Source organism: Streptomyces sp. NPDC079020, from assembly GCF_044542225.1.
Lineage (GTDB): Bacteria > Actinomycetota > Actinomycetes > Streptomycetales > Streptomycetaceae > Streptomyces.
The window spans coordinates 139,484-153,811 of the sequence record NZ_JBITUB010000014.1 but is presented as its reverse complement, the minus strand read 5'-3'; the positions used below and the strand labels follow the sequence as shown (position 1 = coordinate 153,811).

At 68.1% G+C, this 14,328-nt stretch carries 16 protein-coding genes; 8 read left to right on the top strand and 8 right to left on the bottom strand.

What is annotated here, in order from left to right; all coding sequences use genetic code 11:
* Positions 1–176 precede the first annotated feature (176 nt).
* Positions 177–362 (top strand): hypothetical protein, encoded by a 186-nt coding sequence (locus tag ACIGJO_RS27095; protein WP_399962360.1) that lies wholly within the window; start codon positions 177–179, stop codon positions 360–362.
* A 97-nt stretch (positions 363–459) separates the two neighbouring features.
* On the opposite strand, the gene ACIGJO_RS27090 is transcribed toward ACIGJO_RS27095, so the two are convergent.
* Positions 460–921, bottom strand: coding sequence for a GNAT family N-acetyltransferase (locus tag ACIGJO_RS27090; RefSeq protein WP_399962358.1), 462 nt, complete (start codon positions 919–921; stop codon positions 460–462).
* 145 nt (positions 922–1,066) lie between these two features.
* On the opposite strand from ACIGJO_RS27090, the gene ACIGJO_RS27085 reads away from it, so the two are divergent.
* The 5 genes from ACIGJO_RS27085 to ACIGJO_RS27065 all read left to right on the top strand — a co-directional run bounded on the left by ACIGJO_RS27085 (position 1,067) and on the right by ACIGJO_RS27065 (position 3,502).
* Positions 1,067–1,411, top strand: a complete 345-nt coding sequence (locus ACIGJO_RS27085) for a hypothetical protein (protein WP_399962356.1) — start codon at positions 1,067–1,069, stop codon at positions 1,409–1,411.
* On the top strand, positions 1,408–1,659 hold the full coding sequence (locus ACIGJO_RS27080) for a hypothetical protein (RefSeq protein ID WP_399962354.1): 252 nt from the start codon (positions 1,408–1,410) through the stop codon (positions 1,657–1,659). The genes ACIGJO_RS27085 and ACIGJO_RS27080 overlap by 4 nt, the downstream gene beginning before the upstream one ends.
* Positions 1,660–1,788: 129 nt before the next feature.
* Positions 1,789–2,235 (top strand): hypothetical protein, encoded by a 447-nt coding sequence (locus tag ACIGJO_RS27075; RefSeq protein ID WP_399962352.1) that lies wholly within the window; start codon positions 1,789–1,791, stop codon positions 2,233–2,235.
* A gap of 90 nt (positions 2,236–2,325) precedes the next feature.
* Positions 2,326–2,895 (top strand): hypothetical protein, encoded by a 570-nt coding sequence (locus tag ACIGJO_RS27070; RefSeq protein WP_399962350.1) that lies wholly within the window; start codon positions 2,326–2,328, stop codon positions 2,893–2,895.
* 232 nt (positions 2,896–3,127) lie between these two features.
* The gene (locus tag ACIGJO_RS27065; RefSeq protein ID WP_399962348.1) at positions 3,128–3,502 is read left to right on the top strand and encodes a hypothetical protein; all 375 of its coding nucleotides are present in this window, start codon (positions 3,128–3,130) and stop codon (positions 3,500–3,502) included.
* 251 nt (positions 3,503–3,753) lie between these two features.
* Here the strand turns inward: ACIGJO_RS27065 and ACIGJO_RS27060 are convergent, their stop codons facing one another.
* The gene (locus ACIGJO_RS27060) at positions 3,754–4,134 is read right to left on the bottom strand and encodes a DUF2185 domain-containing protein (RefSeq protein ID WP_399962345.1); all 381 of its coding nucleotides are present in this window, start codon (positions 4,132–4,134) and stop codon (positions 3,754–3,756) included.
* Between the two features lie 882 nt (positions 4,135–5,016).
* Between ACIGJO_RS27060 and ACIGJO_RS27055 the strand changes: the two genes are divergently transcribed.
* Entirely contained in the window at positions 5,017–5,895 is an 879-nt protein-coding gene (locus tag ACIGJO_RS27055; protein ID WP_399962343.1) for a hypothetical protein, read from the top strand.
* Between the two features lie 593 nt (positions 5,896–6,488).
* Here ACIGJO_RS27055 and ACIGJO_RS27050 read toward each other — a convergent pair.
* From ACIGJO_RS27050 to ACIGJO_RS27035, 4 genes are all read right to left on the bottom strand, one after another.
* Positions 6,489–6,722 carry a helix-turn-helix domain-containing protein gene (locus ACIGJO_RS27050; protein ID WP_399962341.1) on the bottom strand — a complete coding sequence of 78 codons (234 nt, stop codon included), beginning with the start codon at positions 6,720–6,722 and terminating at the stop codon, positions 6,489–6,491.
* Positions 6,722–7,309 carry a DUF2975 domain-containing protein gene (locus ACIGJO_RS27045; protein WP_399962339.1) on the bottom strand — a complete coding sequence of 196 codons (588 nt, stop codon included), beginning with the start codon at positions 7,307–7,309 and terminating at the stop codon, positions 6,722–6,724. The genes ACIGJO_RS27050 and ACIGJO_RS27045 overlap by 1 nt, the downstream gene beginning before the upstream one ends.
* A gap of 357 nt (positions 7,310–7,666) precedes the next feature.
* On the bottom strand, positions 7,667–8,113 hold the full coding sequence (locus tag ACIGJO_RS27040) for an SRPBCC family protein (RefSeq protein ID WP_399962337.1): 447 nt from the start codon (positions 8,111–8,113) through the stop codon (positions 7,667–7,669).
* Positions 8,114–9,104: 991 nt separating this feature from the next.
* Complete coding sequence (locus ACIGJO_RS27035; protein ID WP_399962335.1) at positions 9,105–9,803, bottom strand: DUF1326 domain-containing protein; 699 nt, start codon at positions 9,801–9,803, stop codon at positions 9,105–9,107.
* Positions 9,804–10,109: 306 nt separating this feature from the next.
* Here ACIGJO_RS27035 and ACIGJO_RS27030 point away from each other — a divergent pair, with 306 nt between their 5' ends.
* Positions 10,110–11,558, top strand: a complete 1,449-nt coding sequence (locus tag ACIGJO_RS27030) for an MFS transporter (protein ID WP_399962332.1) — start codon at positions 10,110–10,112, stop codon at positions 11,556–11,558.
* Between the two features lie 1,062 nt (positions 11,559–12,620).
* On the opposite strand, the gene ACIGJO_RS27025 is transcribed toward ACIGJO_RS27030, so the two are convergent.
* Positions 12,621–13,190 carry a hypothetical protein gene (locus tag ACIGJO_RS27025; protein WP_399962330.1) on the bottom strand — a complete coding sequence of 190 codons (570 nt, stop codon included), beginning with the start codon at positions 13,188–13,190 and terminating at the stop codon, positions 12,621–12,623.
* 368 nt (positions 13,191–13,558) lie between these two features.
* On the bottom strand, positions 13,559–14,239 hold the full coding sequence (locus tag ACIGJO_RS27020; RefSeq protein WP_399962327.1) for an adenylate kinase: 681 nt from the start codon (positions 14,237–14,239) through the stop codon (positions 13,559–13,561).
* Between the last annotated feature and the right edge of the window lie 89 nt (positions 14,240–14,328).

Sequence of the window (14,328 nt, the reverse complement as noted above, 5' to 3'; positions counted from 1 at the left end):
AGTCCCAAGGAGGACCGGACGGGATCGATTCCGGTCCTGATTCCGTCATCGCCTGGGGCGTCAGCTGCGGAGCCGACATCCTCGGCTGGCTCAGCGTCGGCCACGGCCCCGGCACGTGGCCCGTTGTCGTATGGGAGCGGCACGGCTGGCCCCACTGGAAGATCTACGACTTCGGAATGGCGGAGTTCCTCCGGCGCCTGTTCGCCAAGGGCTTCGACGAGTGCCCACTCAGCGATGCCTCACTCTGGGGAGAACCCTCTCCGCACTTCGTCCACTGGCGCGAGGAACAACGGCGGTGGGACTCCGGTTTTGCCCCCTACACAGGCGAACCCGACCCATTCTTCGGCATGGCTTACACCTGATCGCGCTCTCCGTACCGTGATGCATGCGGACGTCCCGACAACGCCGCGAGGTGCCGTAGCTGTCGTCGCGCGCCCGCCAGGGATTGCGGGACAGCCTCTACTCGGTGTTCGCGAGGACGGTTCGCAGATGGGCTCCCAGCATCTCGTGGGACGCCACCTTCTCAAGACCGCATCGCCTGAAGAACGCGAGCCGGCCGGCCGGGTCATGCGGATCGGGAAACAGCACCAGCGCGTCGAGTCCGGCATCGCGTGCGTCAGTGGCGAACCTGCGGAGCAGTGTGCCGCCTATCCGCTCGCGTCGTGTGGCCGAGGAAACCAGAAGGGTCATGACCCTTGCCCGAGGCGCCGGAAAGAGTCCGGGCTCGAAGTCGCTCCGATCGAGAAACGTTCCCTCCACGAAACCGAGGACTGCTTCGTCCCGCACCGCTACGTATCTCTTCTCGTAAAGGTGCTGACCAAGCTTCAGCCTCTCCGCCTGATCCCGGTAGTCCTCAGCGGTGAACAGGGCGTGCAGCGCTTCGCGGTGGGTGTCGCGGTACTCGGTGATCTCTACGGTCATGATGCGTACCGTACGGCCGGAGGCCGACCGCGAGCACTCCCCCAGCGGCCACCGTTGCTCAGGTTGCCGACGAGCACAGGGTTTCGGAACTGTGCGGCGCCTGTCCCCGCTACGCTGGACGACCTGACTCCACGGAGGAGATGTTATGGGGCACGAGGACTGGACGGTGGACCGACTGCATGTCGCGCTCCCCCACTCCGCATCACGCCAACAGCTCCTCCATGACGTCAACCTGACCCCGATCGATGCCCTGCCCGCCGTCCTCGACGGGTGGGCGGCCGCGGCCGAGGACCTCGAAAAAGCGCGGCCGATGATCGAGGCGGCCCGGGTCAGCATGAAGTCCCACGGTGTTCTCCCCGAGGGTCTCGGGGCGCGGGACGTGACCGCGGACATCCTGCGCGAGGCCGGGCCCCGCCACGAGCGGACCGCCCCCACCCAGCACCACGGCAACGACACAGACCCGCAGGGTCACGGCCAGGGCGCGGCGTGACCTACCGGCTCCACATTTCCCCGGACGTCTTCGACATGTACAAGCAGCTTCCCGAGCTTGCCCGCCGGGACCTCTCACTCGTCCTGGTCGACGCGCAGCAGAGCCCACTTGAGCATTCCGAGCCCTACGGTCAGGACGACGGCATCATCCGTACCGTCGCCCAGGGGCACGCCACCGCCGTCATCCTCCTCGGCCACGACACCCGCATGCTCACCGTGCTGGCCATCGCGTACGCCGGGCCGAGCTGAGCCTTCGAGACCTGTGCCGTGTTCCGCTCCTCGTGGCACACGTCATCGCTCGTGCACGAAGACGCCTCTTCGGGTGATGGACCGGCGTGTACGGCGGGCCCGATCCCGTATGGGCAGCACAGTGACCACATGACCATCGAACTCGACGCCGACGTCGCAGAGTTGCCATTCCGCCGCCGGACTCCGCCCGAAGGTGTCCAGATCGCCAGGCAGCTGCTGGCCGGTGTCGGGAACTACCGGATGCGCCGGGCCATCATCCTTCTCGGCTACTGCCAGGACGGGTACTGGCTGCGCCGGTTCACCCACGACCCCACCCTGGCCGGGATCCTCGAACCGGCCGAACACCCGACAGTGATGAACTGGGATCAGGTCGTGGAACTCCTGCGCGCACCGGAGGCCCTCAAGGACGACGGCCTGGAGCCCGGTTCCATGGACCCCCACCTCGTCCTCCTTGAGATCGCCGCGTCCCTCGGCGCGGGCCACCCCGTCGACCTGCGCCGAGCCGCCCGTGTGCTGTCGGCCGCGGAGTGGCGGGACCTGCTCGGCCGCATCGAGCCCGCCGCTGACTTCGCCTGAGAAGTCATTCGGGTATACGCGGGGCCGGTGCTGTGCCATGCAGGACGCCGGCACAGCACCGGCATGGCCCACCGCCCGGCAGTTGATAAAATGATCGTCGTGACAGAGCTGGAAGAGCTGGTGCTGACACCCGGCGAGCGGGCACAGGGTGTCCGAGTCGACAGCGTGATGTTCACCATGGACTGGTCCGGTGAGGATCACCCGGGCCAACTGGCGGCGTTCGCAGCGGACCGAGTACGGACCTTCGGGTCCGAACCGACAGGCGTCGACACCGACGCCGTCTACCAAGCGGCAGAGGACGACCCGACGCTGCGTCGCGGCGATTTCCCGGTCCGCCAGCTCAATCATCTGTCCGGTGTGCTGGCACATCTCGGCTGCACGCTCATGGTGCGGGACAACGGCACCGACATGTACGAGGTACTGGTCGCGCTGACCGGTGAGCGCGCGCTGACCGGGTTGACGTACGAGGGCCTCCCGGTGCGGGCATGGGACTCGGAACCCGAAGAGACCCTGATCAGCCTGAACTGCCCCGACTGCTCACAGATGTTGGTCTGGGAGCTGCCGGCGTCCCAGACCCTGGCCGACGAGCACTGCGACTGCGGAACCGCGTTGTTCGACGCCTCAGGCCACCCGCTGCCCAACGTCACTCTCCACGACTGACCCGCTGAGCGGATACCCGGCTTCGCCGTCGGTCCGACGTCGCCGGCGAACGGTCCGGGTTCGTCGCCACTGAACACGGGTGCACGGGCACTGCCACAGCCCAGTCAGCGACCGCTGCGGAGAGCGTCGTCTCCCACGCGGGTATCCTGCTGCGGAAGTTGCAGAAGTTGCAGGCGATGCAAGTGTTGCAGGTGTCAGGGACAAGCGAAACGCGGTTTCAGCCGGGGGCAACATGGTGCGCGTGCTCAGGACAGTAGTCCCGATCCTCGCCCTGGTGGCGGTGGCGGCGGGGTGTTCCTCGTCCGAGGGCAAGGACGAACAACAGCTGACCGCGCAGCGGGAGAACTACTGCACGCAGTTGGGGGCGTGGCAGAAGGCGCGGAACGCGGCGGACACGGACACGCCGGAGCCGTCCGAATACGACGAGGTCGGGGCCGTGGCCGAGGACGCTTTCCTGGCGATGCGACCTCTCAGGGATGAGACCGTCGGTGGAGGCCGCACCTTGGCCGAGGCGACGGTGGCAGCGATGAACAACAGTGACTCCGAGGCGGAAGGGCGCGTTGTGCAGTACTGCGGAGACGTCGGCTTCGAGACGCTGACCCGCTGAAGGCTGTCCCGCAATCCCTGATGAATCAGCGCGCGGCGTCGCATGCGGTGCGTCGCACGGCGGAGGGGCATCCACTACTGGATGTATCCGGATGCAGCTGAATGTATGCGGACGTCCCGACAACGCCTCGATGTGCCATGGCTGTCGTCACGCACCCGCCGGGGATTGCGGGACAGCCTTGAGGTTCTGTCGTCAGGTGTCACGCCCACATGCAGGAGTGATGCGAGAGTGACGGCGGCTTCGCAGGACTATCACCCCCCATGGGCCGCCCGGTGCTGCGGCGGAACGTAGAGGGCGCTCCGGGGGACCTCGCGGCCCGACTTGGCGTCGACGATCAGCACGCCCCGGCCCTCACGGACGATCTGAAGGTCCGCCCCGACCGGAAAGTCGTAGATGCCGATGAGGGCCGGTTCGATGGCACAGAGCTCGTTGAAGTCGACGGGCCGCCAGTTCTTCGCGTTCGAAAGGTAGTCACCCGTGTCGGTGTCGCCCAGGATGCGCCAGCCATTGTCGGCCGGCTGCCGGGACGGCTTGCGATGCACCCAGCGAATCCGGCTCTCGCCCCCGAGAACGCTCCTCGTCGCCAGGCTCGCTCCGGCACCCGGAATGAACTCGGGGTACGGACGGGACATGCACTCCTCCTGCGGTGATCGGGCGGGGTTCCGTACCCGCCCCGACCGCCGTACGGGCAGGCTCGGCCTTCACCCCTCGGCACAGCGTCGCAACCCGCCATGACAAGACCCGCCGAGTCCGGATCCATCCTACAAAGCAGCTGCTGCCCTTTTCCGCTCCTGGTGCGGGCGGGACATGTGACGACACGGCCCAGGGCCGGACGGCCCGGCCAAATCCCGTTCTCTCGCGTGGCGGATCGGGGTGCGCCGACCGGGATCGGCCACGTGCTGTTGACCGCGCACACCATGCAGCCGGCGGCGGCGACGAGCACCAGCACCGACGGACCGCGAACGATCCCGATCAGCGCGTGCAGCCGTTCGACGGGACTCGACGCCCAGGGAACACAGAGTGCTCAACTGTCAACGGCTACCAGGTTCCGAGCCCGGCGGGGGCACCTCGGTAGGACAAATAGGGAACGCAACGAACACCGGGGCACGGACGTCTGACACCTTCCCCGTCAGGCGGATCGCCGACGCCGCGTCCCGGCCGAGGACCATACACGTCCCCGACTGGCGCGGCGAGGTGCCCGCAGGCCGCTTCTGGCATCCGAAGTGCCCCTGCTGTGAAAGCAGTTCATTCTGTCGACACCCATCGACGCGATGGATAGGTTGATCGTGATCCACTGAATCAGCCGAACGACCAGCAGGGTGATGCACTTGCGCGAAAATACCCAGATCGGCGGAGCATCTGCCGTAAGTCGTCGTACGCTCCTCCGCACCGGCACAGGGATAGCAGCCGCCGCCGCGAGCGGCGGCCTTTCCCTGTTAGCGGCCGGATCGGCGTCCGCGACCGTCCCGACATCGCAGCGCTTCGTATTCGAGGGGGCCGGCGGCAATCCCGTGGTGCGGGCCGCACTGCACCAGCCCTACTGGGCGATGCAGTCCTTCGCCATCGACCATGTCCACGGTCACATCTACTTCGTGCAGACCAAGGTCGGGAGCACGAGCGGCGACCTCTGGATGACCAGGACCAGTATGTCCGGCGTTGTGCTGGGCGCCATGGCGCTCCACGGGTTCGACCACGGTTCGTCGATAGCGGTCCAGCCGGACACGTTCGGATCTCCGTACGTGTGGCTCGCGGGTGACTGGAGGAGCCTGACCGAAGGGACACCCCCCAACAGCCATGTGATCTGCCGCATCAAGTACAGCGACGACAGCGTGCTCGGCTACTCCGACAGCGCGCGCGTCTGGACCTTCCCGATCGGCCTCTCCGACTTCCGGGACTGCCCGAGACCATCGATCGATCCCTACACCAACCGACTGCTCATCCGGTACATGGGAACGACGAGTCCATGGCGCCTCGCACTGTTCGACCTCCCCGCCGTCATCAACAAGGGCATCAGCGACACCACTCCCATCCTCGCCAAGCGTGCCCTCCCCACCAACGCCCAACTCGGACTGGCCGAATCCGACCATTTCCAGGGCGTGACTTCGTATGGCCAGTACGTCTACCTCTCCTACGGTGGGCCGCCCGCGAAGCCGACGGACCCGGCCAAACCGTCCTACCTGGTCCGTCTCGACATGAACAAGACGGGGGGTTCGGTCGAGCAGGTGTTCCAGACGACGGCGGGCGAGTCTCTGTCCGGTCGCGAGCCTCAGGGAATGGCGATCTGGCGTTCGCCGGACGGTCCGCGCCTCGCCTTCGGGTTCTCCAGCAGGGACCCTGACAGTCCGGACCAGTTCCGGGCGACAGTCTTCTACAAGAGCGAGCTCACCGGTTAAGTCCACTGAACCGTAAGCCCGTTCAGGCCTGAGCGATCCCCTCTTCCGGCCGTACGGTACGGGTCACCCCGTACCGTACGGATCCGGGGCCAACAGGCTGACCGGCTGACCGGCTGACCGGTGCCAGATCGGGGCCGGCCGCACGGGCCCTGACAAGGAATCCGACCAGGCAACCGGGCGGCCGCTTGAGGGGCCGGAAACCAGGGTGCTTCACCAGGCCCGTAGAAACTCCACCGAGCCGCATGCGGCCGGCCAAGGATCCGTCAGGCGTCCCCGATGGCGGCTGTCAGCAGGGGCCTTGACGATGCGGTCGACCGGACGGTCGCAGAAGGCGATGACGTCGAACGATGCGGGCCGGGGCGAAGCCGATGAGGCCCCTGGCCGACTTCACCGGCGTACTGCCCCGGCAGAACCCCGGGCCTCCCGACGCTCGGCCGGGAACGCGAACCCGCTCCCCGCCGGGGTCGACTCCCGGCAGATCTCCCCCACATTCGACCCGGCCTTCTCCCCGACCCTTTTACCCCGCATGTCCGCAGGCCCGGCCCCGGCTCCACCGAGCCGGGGCCGGAACCCGCGACGTGCGAGCAGCCCTTCTAAGCTGTCTCGTCAGGGTTGTGGGTGATCAGGTCCCCCGGCTGGCACTGGAGAACATCACAGATCCGCGACAGCGTCGAGAAGCGGATGGCCTTGGCCCGCCCGTTCTTGAGGACGGACAGGTTGACGACGGTGATGCCCACCTGCGCGGACAGTTCGGTGAGCGTCATACCACGCCGGGCGAGCATCCGGTCGAGGTGGATCCGGATGGCATGGAGTTCCTCTTCGGCCATCAGATGGTCCCTTCGAGGTCCTCTCGCATGCGCACACCCTCGCGCATGATCTTCCCCATGATCACCGCGGCAAGGCCCGCGAGGACGAGTTCCTGTGACCCGGACACCGTCGGCCCGGAACCCACGATCGGTGCCATGCTGGCCACGAGCCAGGACTGCGACCAGCCTACGACGAGGCCGGCCAGCGGCGTGCCCACCGCGACGAACCAACCGAGAGCGGAGAGCCGTCGCGACACCGCTTCGGTGAACGGCCCCTGCAACTGGACGGTTTTCAGCAGCCGGCAGAAGAGCAGCAGCGCGAGGGAGCCGAACAGCGGCCAGGGCAGTTCGCTCCCGAGGTCTGCAGCGCGCTGACCTGCTGAGGGGCCGTCCTGACAGAGCCGCGTGGCGCTGCTGGAAGCCTTCACACCTGCGTTGATCGACAGGCTGTCCGGCGCCAGTGAGGCGTTGCTCCAGAAGCCCGTCTGCACGCAGACCGCCCCGTCATCGAGCATGTGCGTAACCCCCGTGCCGACGAACACCAGCCCGGAGAGCACCGCCAACGTGAAGGCCACCGAGGCCAGAGCCCTTGTGAGTCGCGTGTTCATCGCACCCTTCCCTATCGAATATCGTTATGTTCGAGGCTAGTGGAGCATATCGATATTCGACAAGTCCATGGTCGCCGGCTCATCGGTTCTGCACGGCTGCAGGCCAACGGTTGGCTCACTCCACGAGCGGACAGCCCGACCCCCGGACGAGTGCCGGGCCAGTGCGGAAAGCCGGGGTGCCCAGGGGATGAGCGCGGTCCGCATCGCCACCGAACCTACTCAGGTGCACTCAGTTCGAAGCAACGTCATCAGGGTTGTGCGCGACGAGGCGCAACCCGTTGGGCCGGCTCACGCGCGCAGGCCTGGCCGGAATCGCCGGGGCGGGGCCGGGGTGCAGCCGGTGCCGACCGAGGTTTCTCAGGCGTTCTCGGCGTGCTCGCGCATCGCGATCCGGGCCAGCTTCGTCAGCATCATTCCGTTGCGGACCGCGACGAGATAGTTCACGGGGAGACCGTGCATCCGGGTGCCGGGGCCCCGGAGGGGGTGCCAGTCGAGGACGAAGAGGGTGTTCTCGCTCCAGGGGATCAGGTTCATGGCGATACGGGCTGCGCCGAACGGCTCTGCCTTCGCTTCCAGTTCGAGGCGGCGCTGCGGCTCGCAGATACGGACGACGCAGGTGTCATCGAGGGTCAGCGGGCCTGCACCGACCCGGACTTTCAGGCGGGCGCCGACCTCCGGCCAGTGCGGGTCCGCGGCGAGGACACGCCGGGTACCCGTGACCCACTCCCCATAGCGGTGGCCGTCGGACAGCAGGCCCCAGACCTCGGACGGCGAGCTCAGGATCAGACGGCTGTTCCGGGCCATTCCGATCACGCTCCTTCGCCACGGTTCTCCTCCGCCCGATGGCTGGGCGCGACCGCTCCGGGCCACCGGTCCGGGCGCCCACGGGCTTGGCCTCCAGACTCGTACCGACCACACCGGTTCCACAATTCGACAGGCCCATTCGGGGCAGCACCGCACCACGATGGATCAGATGCGGGGGCCCAGCGCGGTGGTGCCGGCATGGCCGACCCTGCTGGCAGGGTGGCCAAGGCAGGCACGGACCGGCTCCGCTCCGGTGCGGCGGACGCGTGGCCCGCAGTTCCCGCAGTTCCCGCAGTTCCCGCAGTTCCCGCAGTTCCCGCAGTTCCCGCAGTTCCCGCAGTTCCCGCAAGGAGCTGGTCTTCCCGGCCGATGAAAGTCCACCAGCCCGGTGCGGACATCACAGGCGGCGTACACCTCGCTCTTCGCGATTCGGCGCAGGCGCCCTCAGAACCCCGACACCGTCGGCATGACCAGCAGAGCAACGTACACCTGCGACGTGACGGTGATCATGCCTTTGCCGATCGGAGCGCAACCAGCCCCGCAGTGGCTTCAGGTCGGGGGCGTCCCATGTCTGATCGTGCGGCGGCCATCGAGACCGACGGCCGCCGTCGAACGAAGGGCAGTCCTCCTGCTGGAGAATCGGGTACTCGCCGCGAACACGGCCCGGGAGGCTTCGGGGGTGACTGGGACGACCCCTTACGACGCCGGCCGTGCCCCATTCACCCGCCAAGCACCGGCGCGCCTGGTGCGCTGCGATCACGCAGTGGATGTCGCCGATGGCGCAACGGGCTGGTCGCCACCGAGAATGCCCCCGGAGATGGGGTACCCCTGGCCACCTCTCGGCGGCGTTCGGCTCCGCGGGGAGCAGAAGGTGGGTCACAGGCCGGGGAACCGTCCGCGTACCGGCTGTACGCGGACGACTCCGACGACGCGGCCATGTGCGTGCCGGACGCCACCGAACGGGCGGAGCGTTGTCGGCCCCGTGCTGCGGTCAGGGACGCCAGTCGAAGGGGAAGTGCTTGCTGGATCCACCGCGGTATTCGTGGGAGAAGTCGAACCCTTCCGCACGGTCGCTCTCGACGACGCCCCAGGTGGCAATCTGACCGGGGCCGACCTCGGCGCCCGGAGCATTGATCAACTGGACTCGACGGGAGGGGTCGGCAGTCGGGCCGGTGAGAGCGACCGCACCGACGGAGACCTTGTCGGCGACACTGGCCCGCCAGTACGAGAGGTCCTCGGCGGAATCGAAGTGGACCGGCGCGTACCGCACCTCGCGCAGTTCGCTGATGAGCGAGCCGAACTGGCCCGGCCAGCCTCCGACATGACCGGCGAAGATCTGCTCCAGCGCACCACGCTGGTCGGGGTCGCCCTTGGCGTCGATGTAGAGCATCACCTTCATCGTGGCGTCCGGATCACCGACCCACATGTTCCCGGCGAACTCGCCCAGTGCCACCACCCCCAGGCCGTCCAGGCGCACGTCGCCGAAGTGCCCCTCGTGAACCTGCCAGACGAGCGTGAAGAGGCAGTCCCCGTGGGTCGGCGTCTGAGCGAACGTACAGGGGCAGGGCAGCGCGCAGCTGCACACGTCGAACCACTCACCCCGTAAGTGCCAGTCGGGCAGCGTGCCGTCATCCGTGCCCGCCCGGACGACGGTGGGGATGTTCTGTGCCGCGGCGGAAGTGGTGCACATCGTGGACCTCCCAGATCATTCATACCCCTAGGGGGTATTTCGTGGACAGGAAGGAGAGTATGACTCGGCACACCCGCGCGTCAACTACCCCCTGGGGGTATATCCGGCGCTTACCGGGTCGCGCGGGCCCGAACCAGCAGCACACCCATCACCCCACCGCTCACCCGGAGGGACCCGTCGCCACACAGGGGCACACGGACGGCACTCCGGGCCGGCGACTTCGGGAACCAGGTCGGCTCTACATACCGTGGGGGGGTATATTGCTGACCCGAGAAGTTATACCCCCCTCCGGTATAGGAGATTGCTATGTCAACCCCAACCGCCCCTCCGAGCCCACGCCGCTGGACGGCGCTCGTCCTCATAGCCCTGGCCCAGTTCACCGTCATCATGGACACGTCCATCATCGGTGTGGCCCTCCCCAAAATGCAGGTTGACCTGGGCTTTTCCCAGGAGGGCCTGTCCTGGGTGTTCAATGCCTACGTCGTTGCCTTCGGCGGGCTGCTGCTCCTCGGCGGACGGCTGTCCGACCTGCTCGGCGCCAAGCGGATCTTCGCAGTCGGCTGGATCGTGATGGCCGCGGGATCCCTGGTCGCCGGTCTCGCCTCCGAGGTCTGGGTCGAACTGACCGGCCGTGCCCTGCAGGGTGTCGGTGCCGCGCTGATCGCCCCGTCCGCCCTGACGTTGCTGATGATGCTCTTCGGTGCCCGCCCCAAGGAGCTGACCAAGGCGCTGGCCCTGTACGGCGCCGCGGCCCCCGCGGGCGGTACCGCAGGAGTCTTCCTCGGCGGTGTCATCACCGAGTACGCCAGCTGGCCCTGGGTGTTCTACATCAACATCCCGATCGCCCTGCTCGTGCTGGCCGCCGCCCCGTCCGTCATGCCCTCGGCCCCGGTCCGTCGCGGATCCGTCGATCTCGCGGGAGCGGCCACCGTCACCACGGGACTGGCCACCGCCGTCTACGCCATCGTCCGCGCCCCCGAAACCGGCTGGGGCTCAGCCCGGACCTGGCTCGTACTGTTGGCCGGTGTGGCCCTGATCGTCGTGTTCATCGCCATCCAGTCCAAGCGCCGCGAGCCGCTGATGCGGCTGGGTATCTGGCGGGCCCCCAACCTGGCCGGAGCGAACATCGCGCAGTTGCTGATGGCCGCCGCATGGATCCCGATGTGGTTCTTCCTCAACCTCTACCTCCAGCAGGTCCTGGGACTGGGCGCCTTCGCCTCCGGCGCGGCCCTGCTGCCCATGACGGTCGCCATCATGATCATGATGATCGTCCTGGCGCCCCGTCTGATGGCCCGCTTCGGAGGCAAGCCGCTGATCGTCACCGGCCTGCTGGCCCTCGCGGGAGGCATGGTGTGGCTGTCCTTCGCCCGGGCGGAGGGCACGTTCTGGGTCGACGTCCTGCCCGCCTCCCTGCTGGCCGCGGCCGGAATGTCGCTGGCATTCATCCCCTCCCTCGGCACCGCCCTGTCCAGTGCGCGCCCCGAGGAAGGCGGCCTGGCCTCCGGCATCGTCAACACCAGCTACCAGGTCGGCTCCGCCCTCGGACTGGCCGCGATGACGGCCGTGTCCGCGGCGTACGGCGCACGCGAACTCGGGAACCCCGGTGCCCTCACCCAAGGGTTCTCTGCCGCCTTCCTCGGCTCGGCCGCCCTCGCCGCCGTCGGCGCGCTCGCGTCCCTGCTCACCCTGCGAACAGCCCCCGCACAGGCTTCCGCTCACAGCGAGGAGCGGCCCGAAAAGGCTGACGCAGCCTGAAAAGACCGGCGCGCCTTCGCGCGCCCGTAACGCATGCCGCCCGATGGGGGAAAGAATCCCTTTCGGGCGGCACAGGGCGTTCAGGGCTCCTGCCGCATACCCCCCGGAACGGCCTCGGCGAGGCGAGGCGAGGCGAGGCGAGGCGAGGCACAACTGAACACGGATACGGACCAGGCACCCGTCGTCGGGGCGCGGAGCGTGCCCTCGCTCACCTGCACCGGATCCGCAGCCTGCCGATCCCCGGGCAGATCGGGGACGACAGCCACGAAGCCTTCCGCACCTCGGATGCCGCGAACTCCCGCTGCCCCGCGCTGGGCTGTCCGTCGGTGCCGACGATCCGGACGGCGTCAGCTTCCGTGTGCGGGCTGGAGGCCTGGGTAGCGTCACCCGGATCCACGAGACCGACCGCTGCGCGCTGAGACTGCGCAGCCCAGAAGGACTGTCATTCCGAGTTCACGCTCCGGGCCAATGACGCCGGCACGGCCGTGCGGTGCCGTCGGACCACGTCGGGCCGCCGCCGCGAAATGTCGTCCGAGTTTCCCGGTGGCGTACTCAGCGGGCGAGCGCCAGGGTGAGCGCTCTACCGGAGATCATCATGCGCTCGCGGACGCCGCCAGCCACAGCATCGGAGCTCGGCCCTTCGCGTCCGGCTGCTCGGGGGCCACAAGGCCCCTGAGCCACGCCCCAGAGCCTGTGCCGCGTCCACGAGGGCGACCTGTGGCGAGGTCAGCCTGTCAGCTGTCCGTGCCCAGAGCCGGCTCCGGCCGGCCAGAAGTGCCGCCGACCAGTCCAGGTCACTGCCGGAAGACATGGCAGGGGCCGTGTCCGACCGGGCAGCGCGCACAGTCCTCCGGGCCGCCTCGAAGATCGTGTCGCCCACCAGGTGGAGCGCCCGGACATCCAGCCGCTCCAGGCCGGCAACCGGCCCCGTATCGGGTGCGATGAGCAAGGTCGCCCGCTGCTCCCCCTCGTCCCATTCCAGGTGCAGAAAGCCGCCCTCGGCCAGGACGGACGGGTCCGGGGACAGGAAGACTACGCACAGGCCGAGGAGCGGCCATTGCGTCAGCCGGGAGGGCGCAAGAGGCTCAGAAGTTCGTCGTCCGTCGGGCGATGAGTGTGGGCGAGCACGTCGCGGAGAAAGCCCACGTCCACCGGACCGTCGTAGCCCCGTACGGTGATCAGGCGGCTTCCGGCGTCCTGGTACAGGGCGAGTCCCGGGTCGCTGTTGTCGGTGTCGTGCGTGACCACTCGGCGCAGCCCGTGGCCGAGATCCGTGCAGGTCACGATGTTCGTGGCGCCGCAGCTCACGACATCGAACGGTTCCGAGCCGTCTCCCTCCTTTCGGTGCATGGCGTACTCGATCATCGGACCGTGGCCGCCGACCTGGGGTCCCTTGCGGAAGGTCACCTTGAAGCTGCCTGCGCCTGCCCAGGCCATCGCATCTGACTCGTCCCGGACGGCGTCCGGAACCAGGAGGGTTTCGGTGGCCCAGGGCAGGGAGCGGGTGAAGTCGTGGAAATCCTGCCGGTCCTTCGCTTGTCGGAATTCGGACGCGAGCCACTGGTAGGTCCCCCAGCCTGCCGCGAGCACGACGAGGAGGACTACGGCCGAGCGGCGGGTAAGGGTGGACACGGCGCAAGGATGCCAGGCCGGCGAGAGCGTGACGTCAGCACGGCCTCGTGCCGCTCGTGCCGCAACGGTCCGGTCTCAGCGACGAGTTCAGAGAACACGCCAGGCGTCAGCCCGGTGGTCCGACCGGCTACGCGCTTCCCCCCAGGGTGATGACGGCCATCCGTTGCTCCACAGGTGCCCGGGATGCGGCCAGTGCCCGGCTGACCGTCTGCTGTGGCGGGGTCGGATGCCCGCCGGGCGACCGCCTGCGCCCGGCGGAGACATCGGGGCCGACGCCCCGATAGGCGCGGCAGTCGGGGCGGGCGGAGCTCGCGGTCCTCAGCGGCGGCAGCCAGGGACGGCAGCCCCGCGCCTTCCCGGCGGAGGCGTCAACAGTCCGACGTGCCGGAGACGTCGGCCCGGCCCCGGCCGATCGCGACCAGCGCGCGGTCCAGGACCTCCTGGACCTGGCCGAGGGCCGAGATCGTGGTCACCAGGCCCTGGGCCCGGTAGTGGTCGACGACCGGCGCCGTCTCGCTGCGATAGACCTCCAGTCGCTTACGCACAGTTGCCTCTCGGTCGTCATCACGCTGGTACAGCTCACCACCGCAGGCGTCGCAGGCTCCTGCCACTTCAGGCGGGCTGTAGTCGACGTGGAAGATGTGTTCGCGGTCCTTACGGCACAACCGTCGTCCGGCGATCCGGCTGACCACCTCAGCCTCGGAAATCCCCAGGTCGAGCACGGCATTCAGCTGCGAGTCCGAGTCGGCCAGGATGCCGTCCAGCGCCTCCGCCTGGGCAGGATTGCGGGGAAAACCGTCCAGCAGGAATCCGCGCTCGGCGTCCGGGCGGGCAAGGCGCTCTTTGATCACTCCGATGGTGACCTCGTCCGATACCAGAAGGCCGGCGCGCATCTGCGCGTGGGCGTTCTGCCCGAGCTCGGTGTCCTGGTCGATGTGCTCACGGAACAGGTCACCGGTGGAGATGTGCTGAATCGACAGATGCGCGGCAAGGCGCACTGCCTGTGTGCCCTTGCCGGCTCCGGGCGGCCCGATCAGGAGGATGCGCATCGATGAAGTGTCCCTTCGTCATGCGTGGCCAGGTTCGATCATAGAATTCGCACTAGCCGGGCGTCATGAGCGCGTAGACGCCTTTGTGC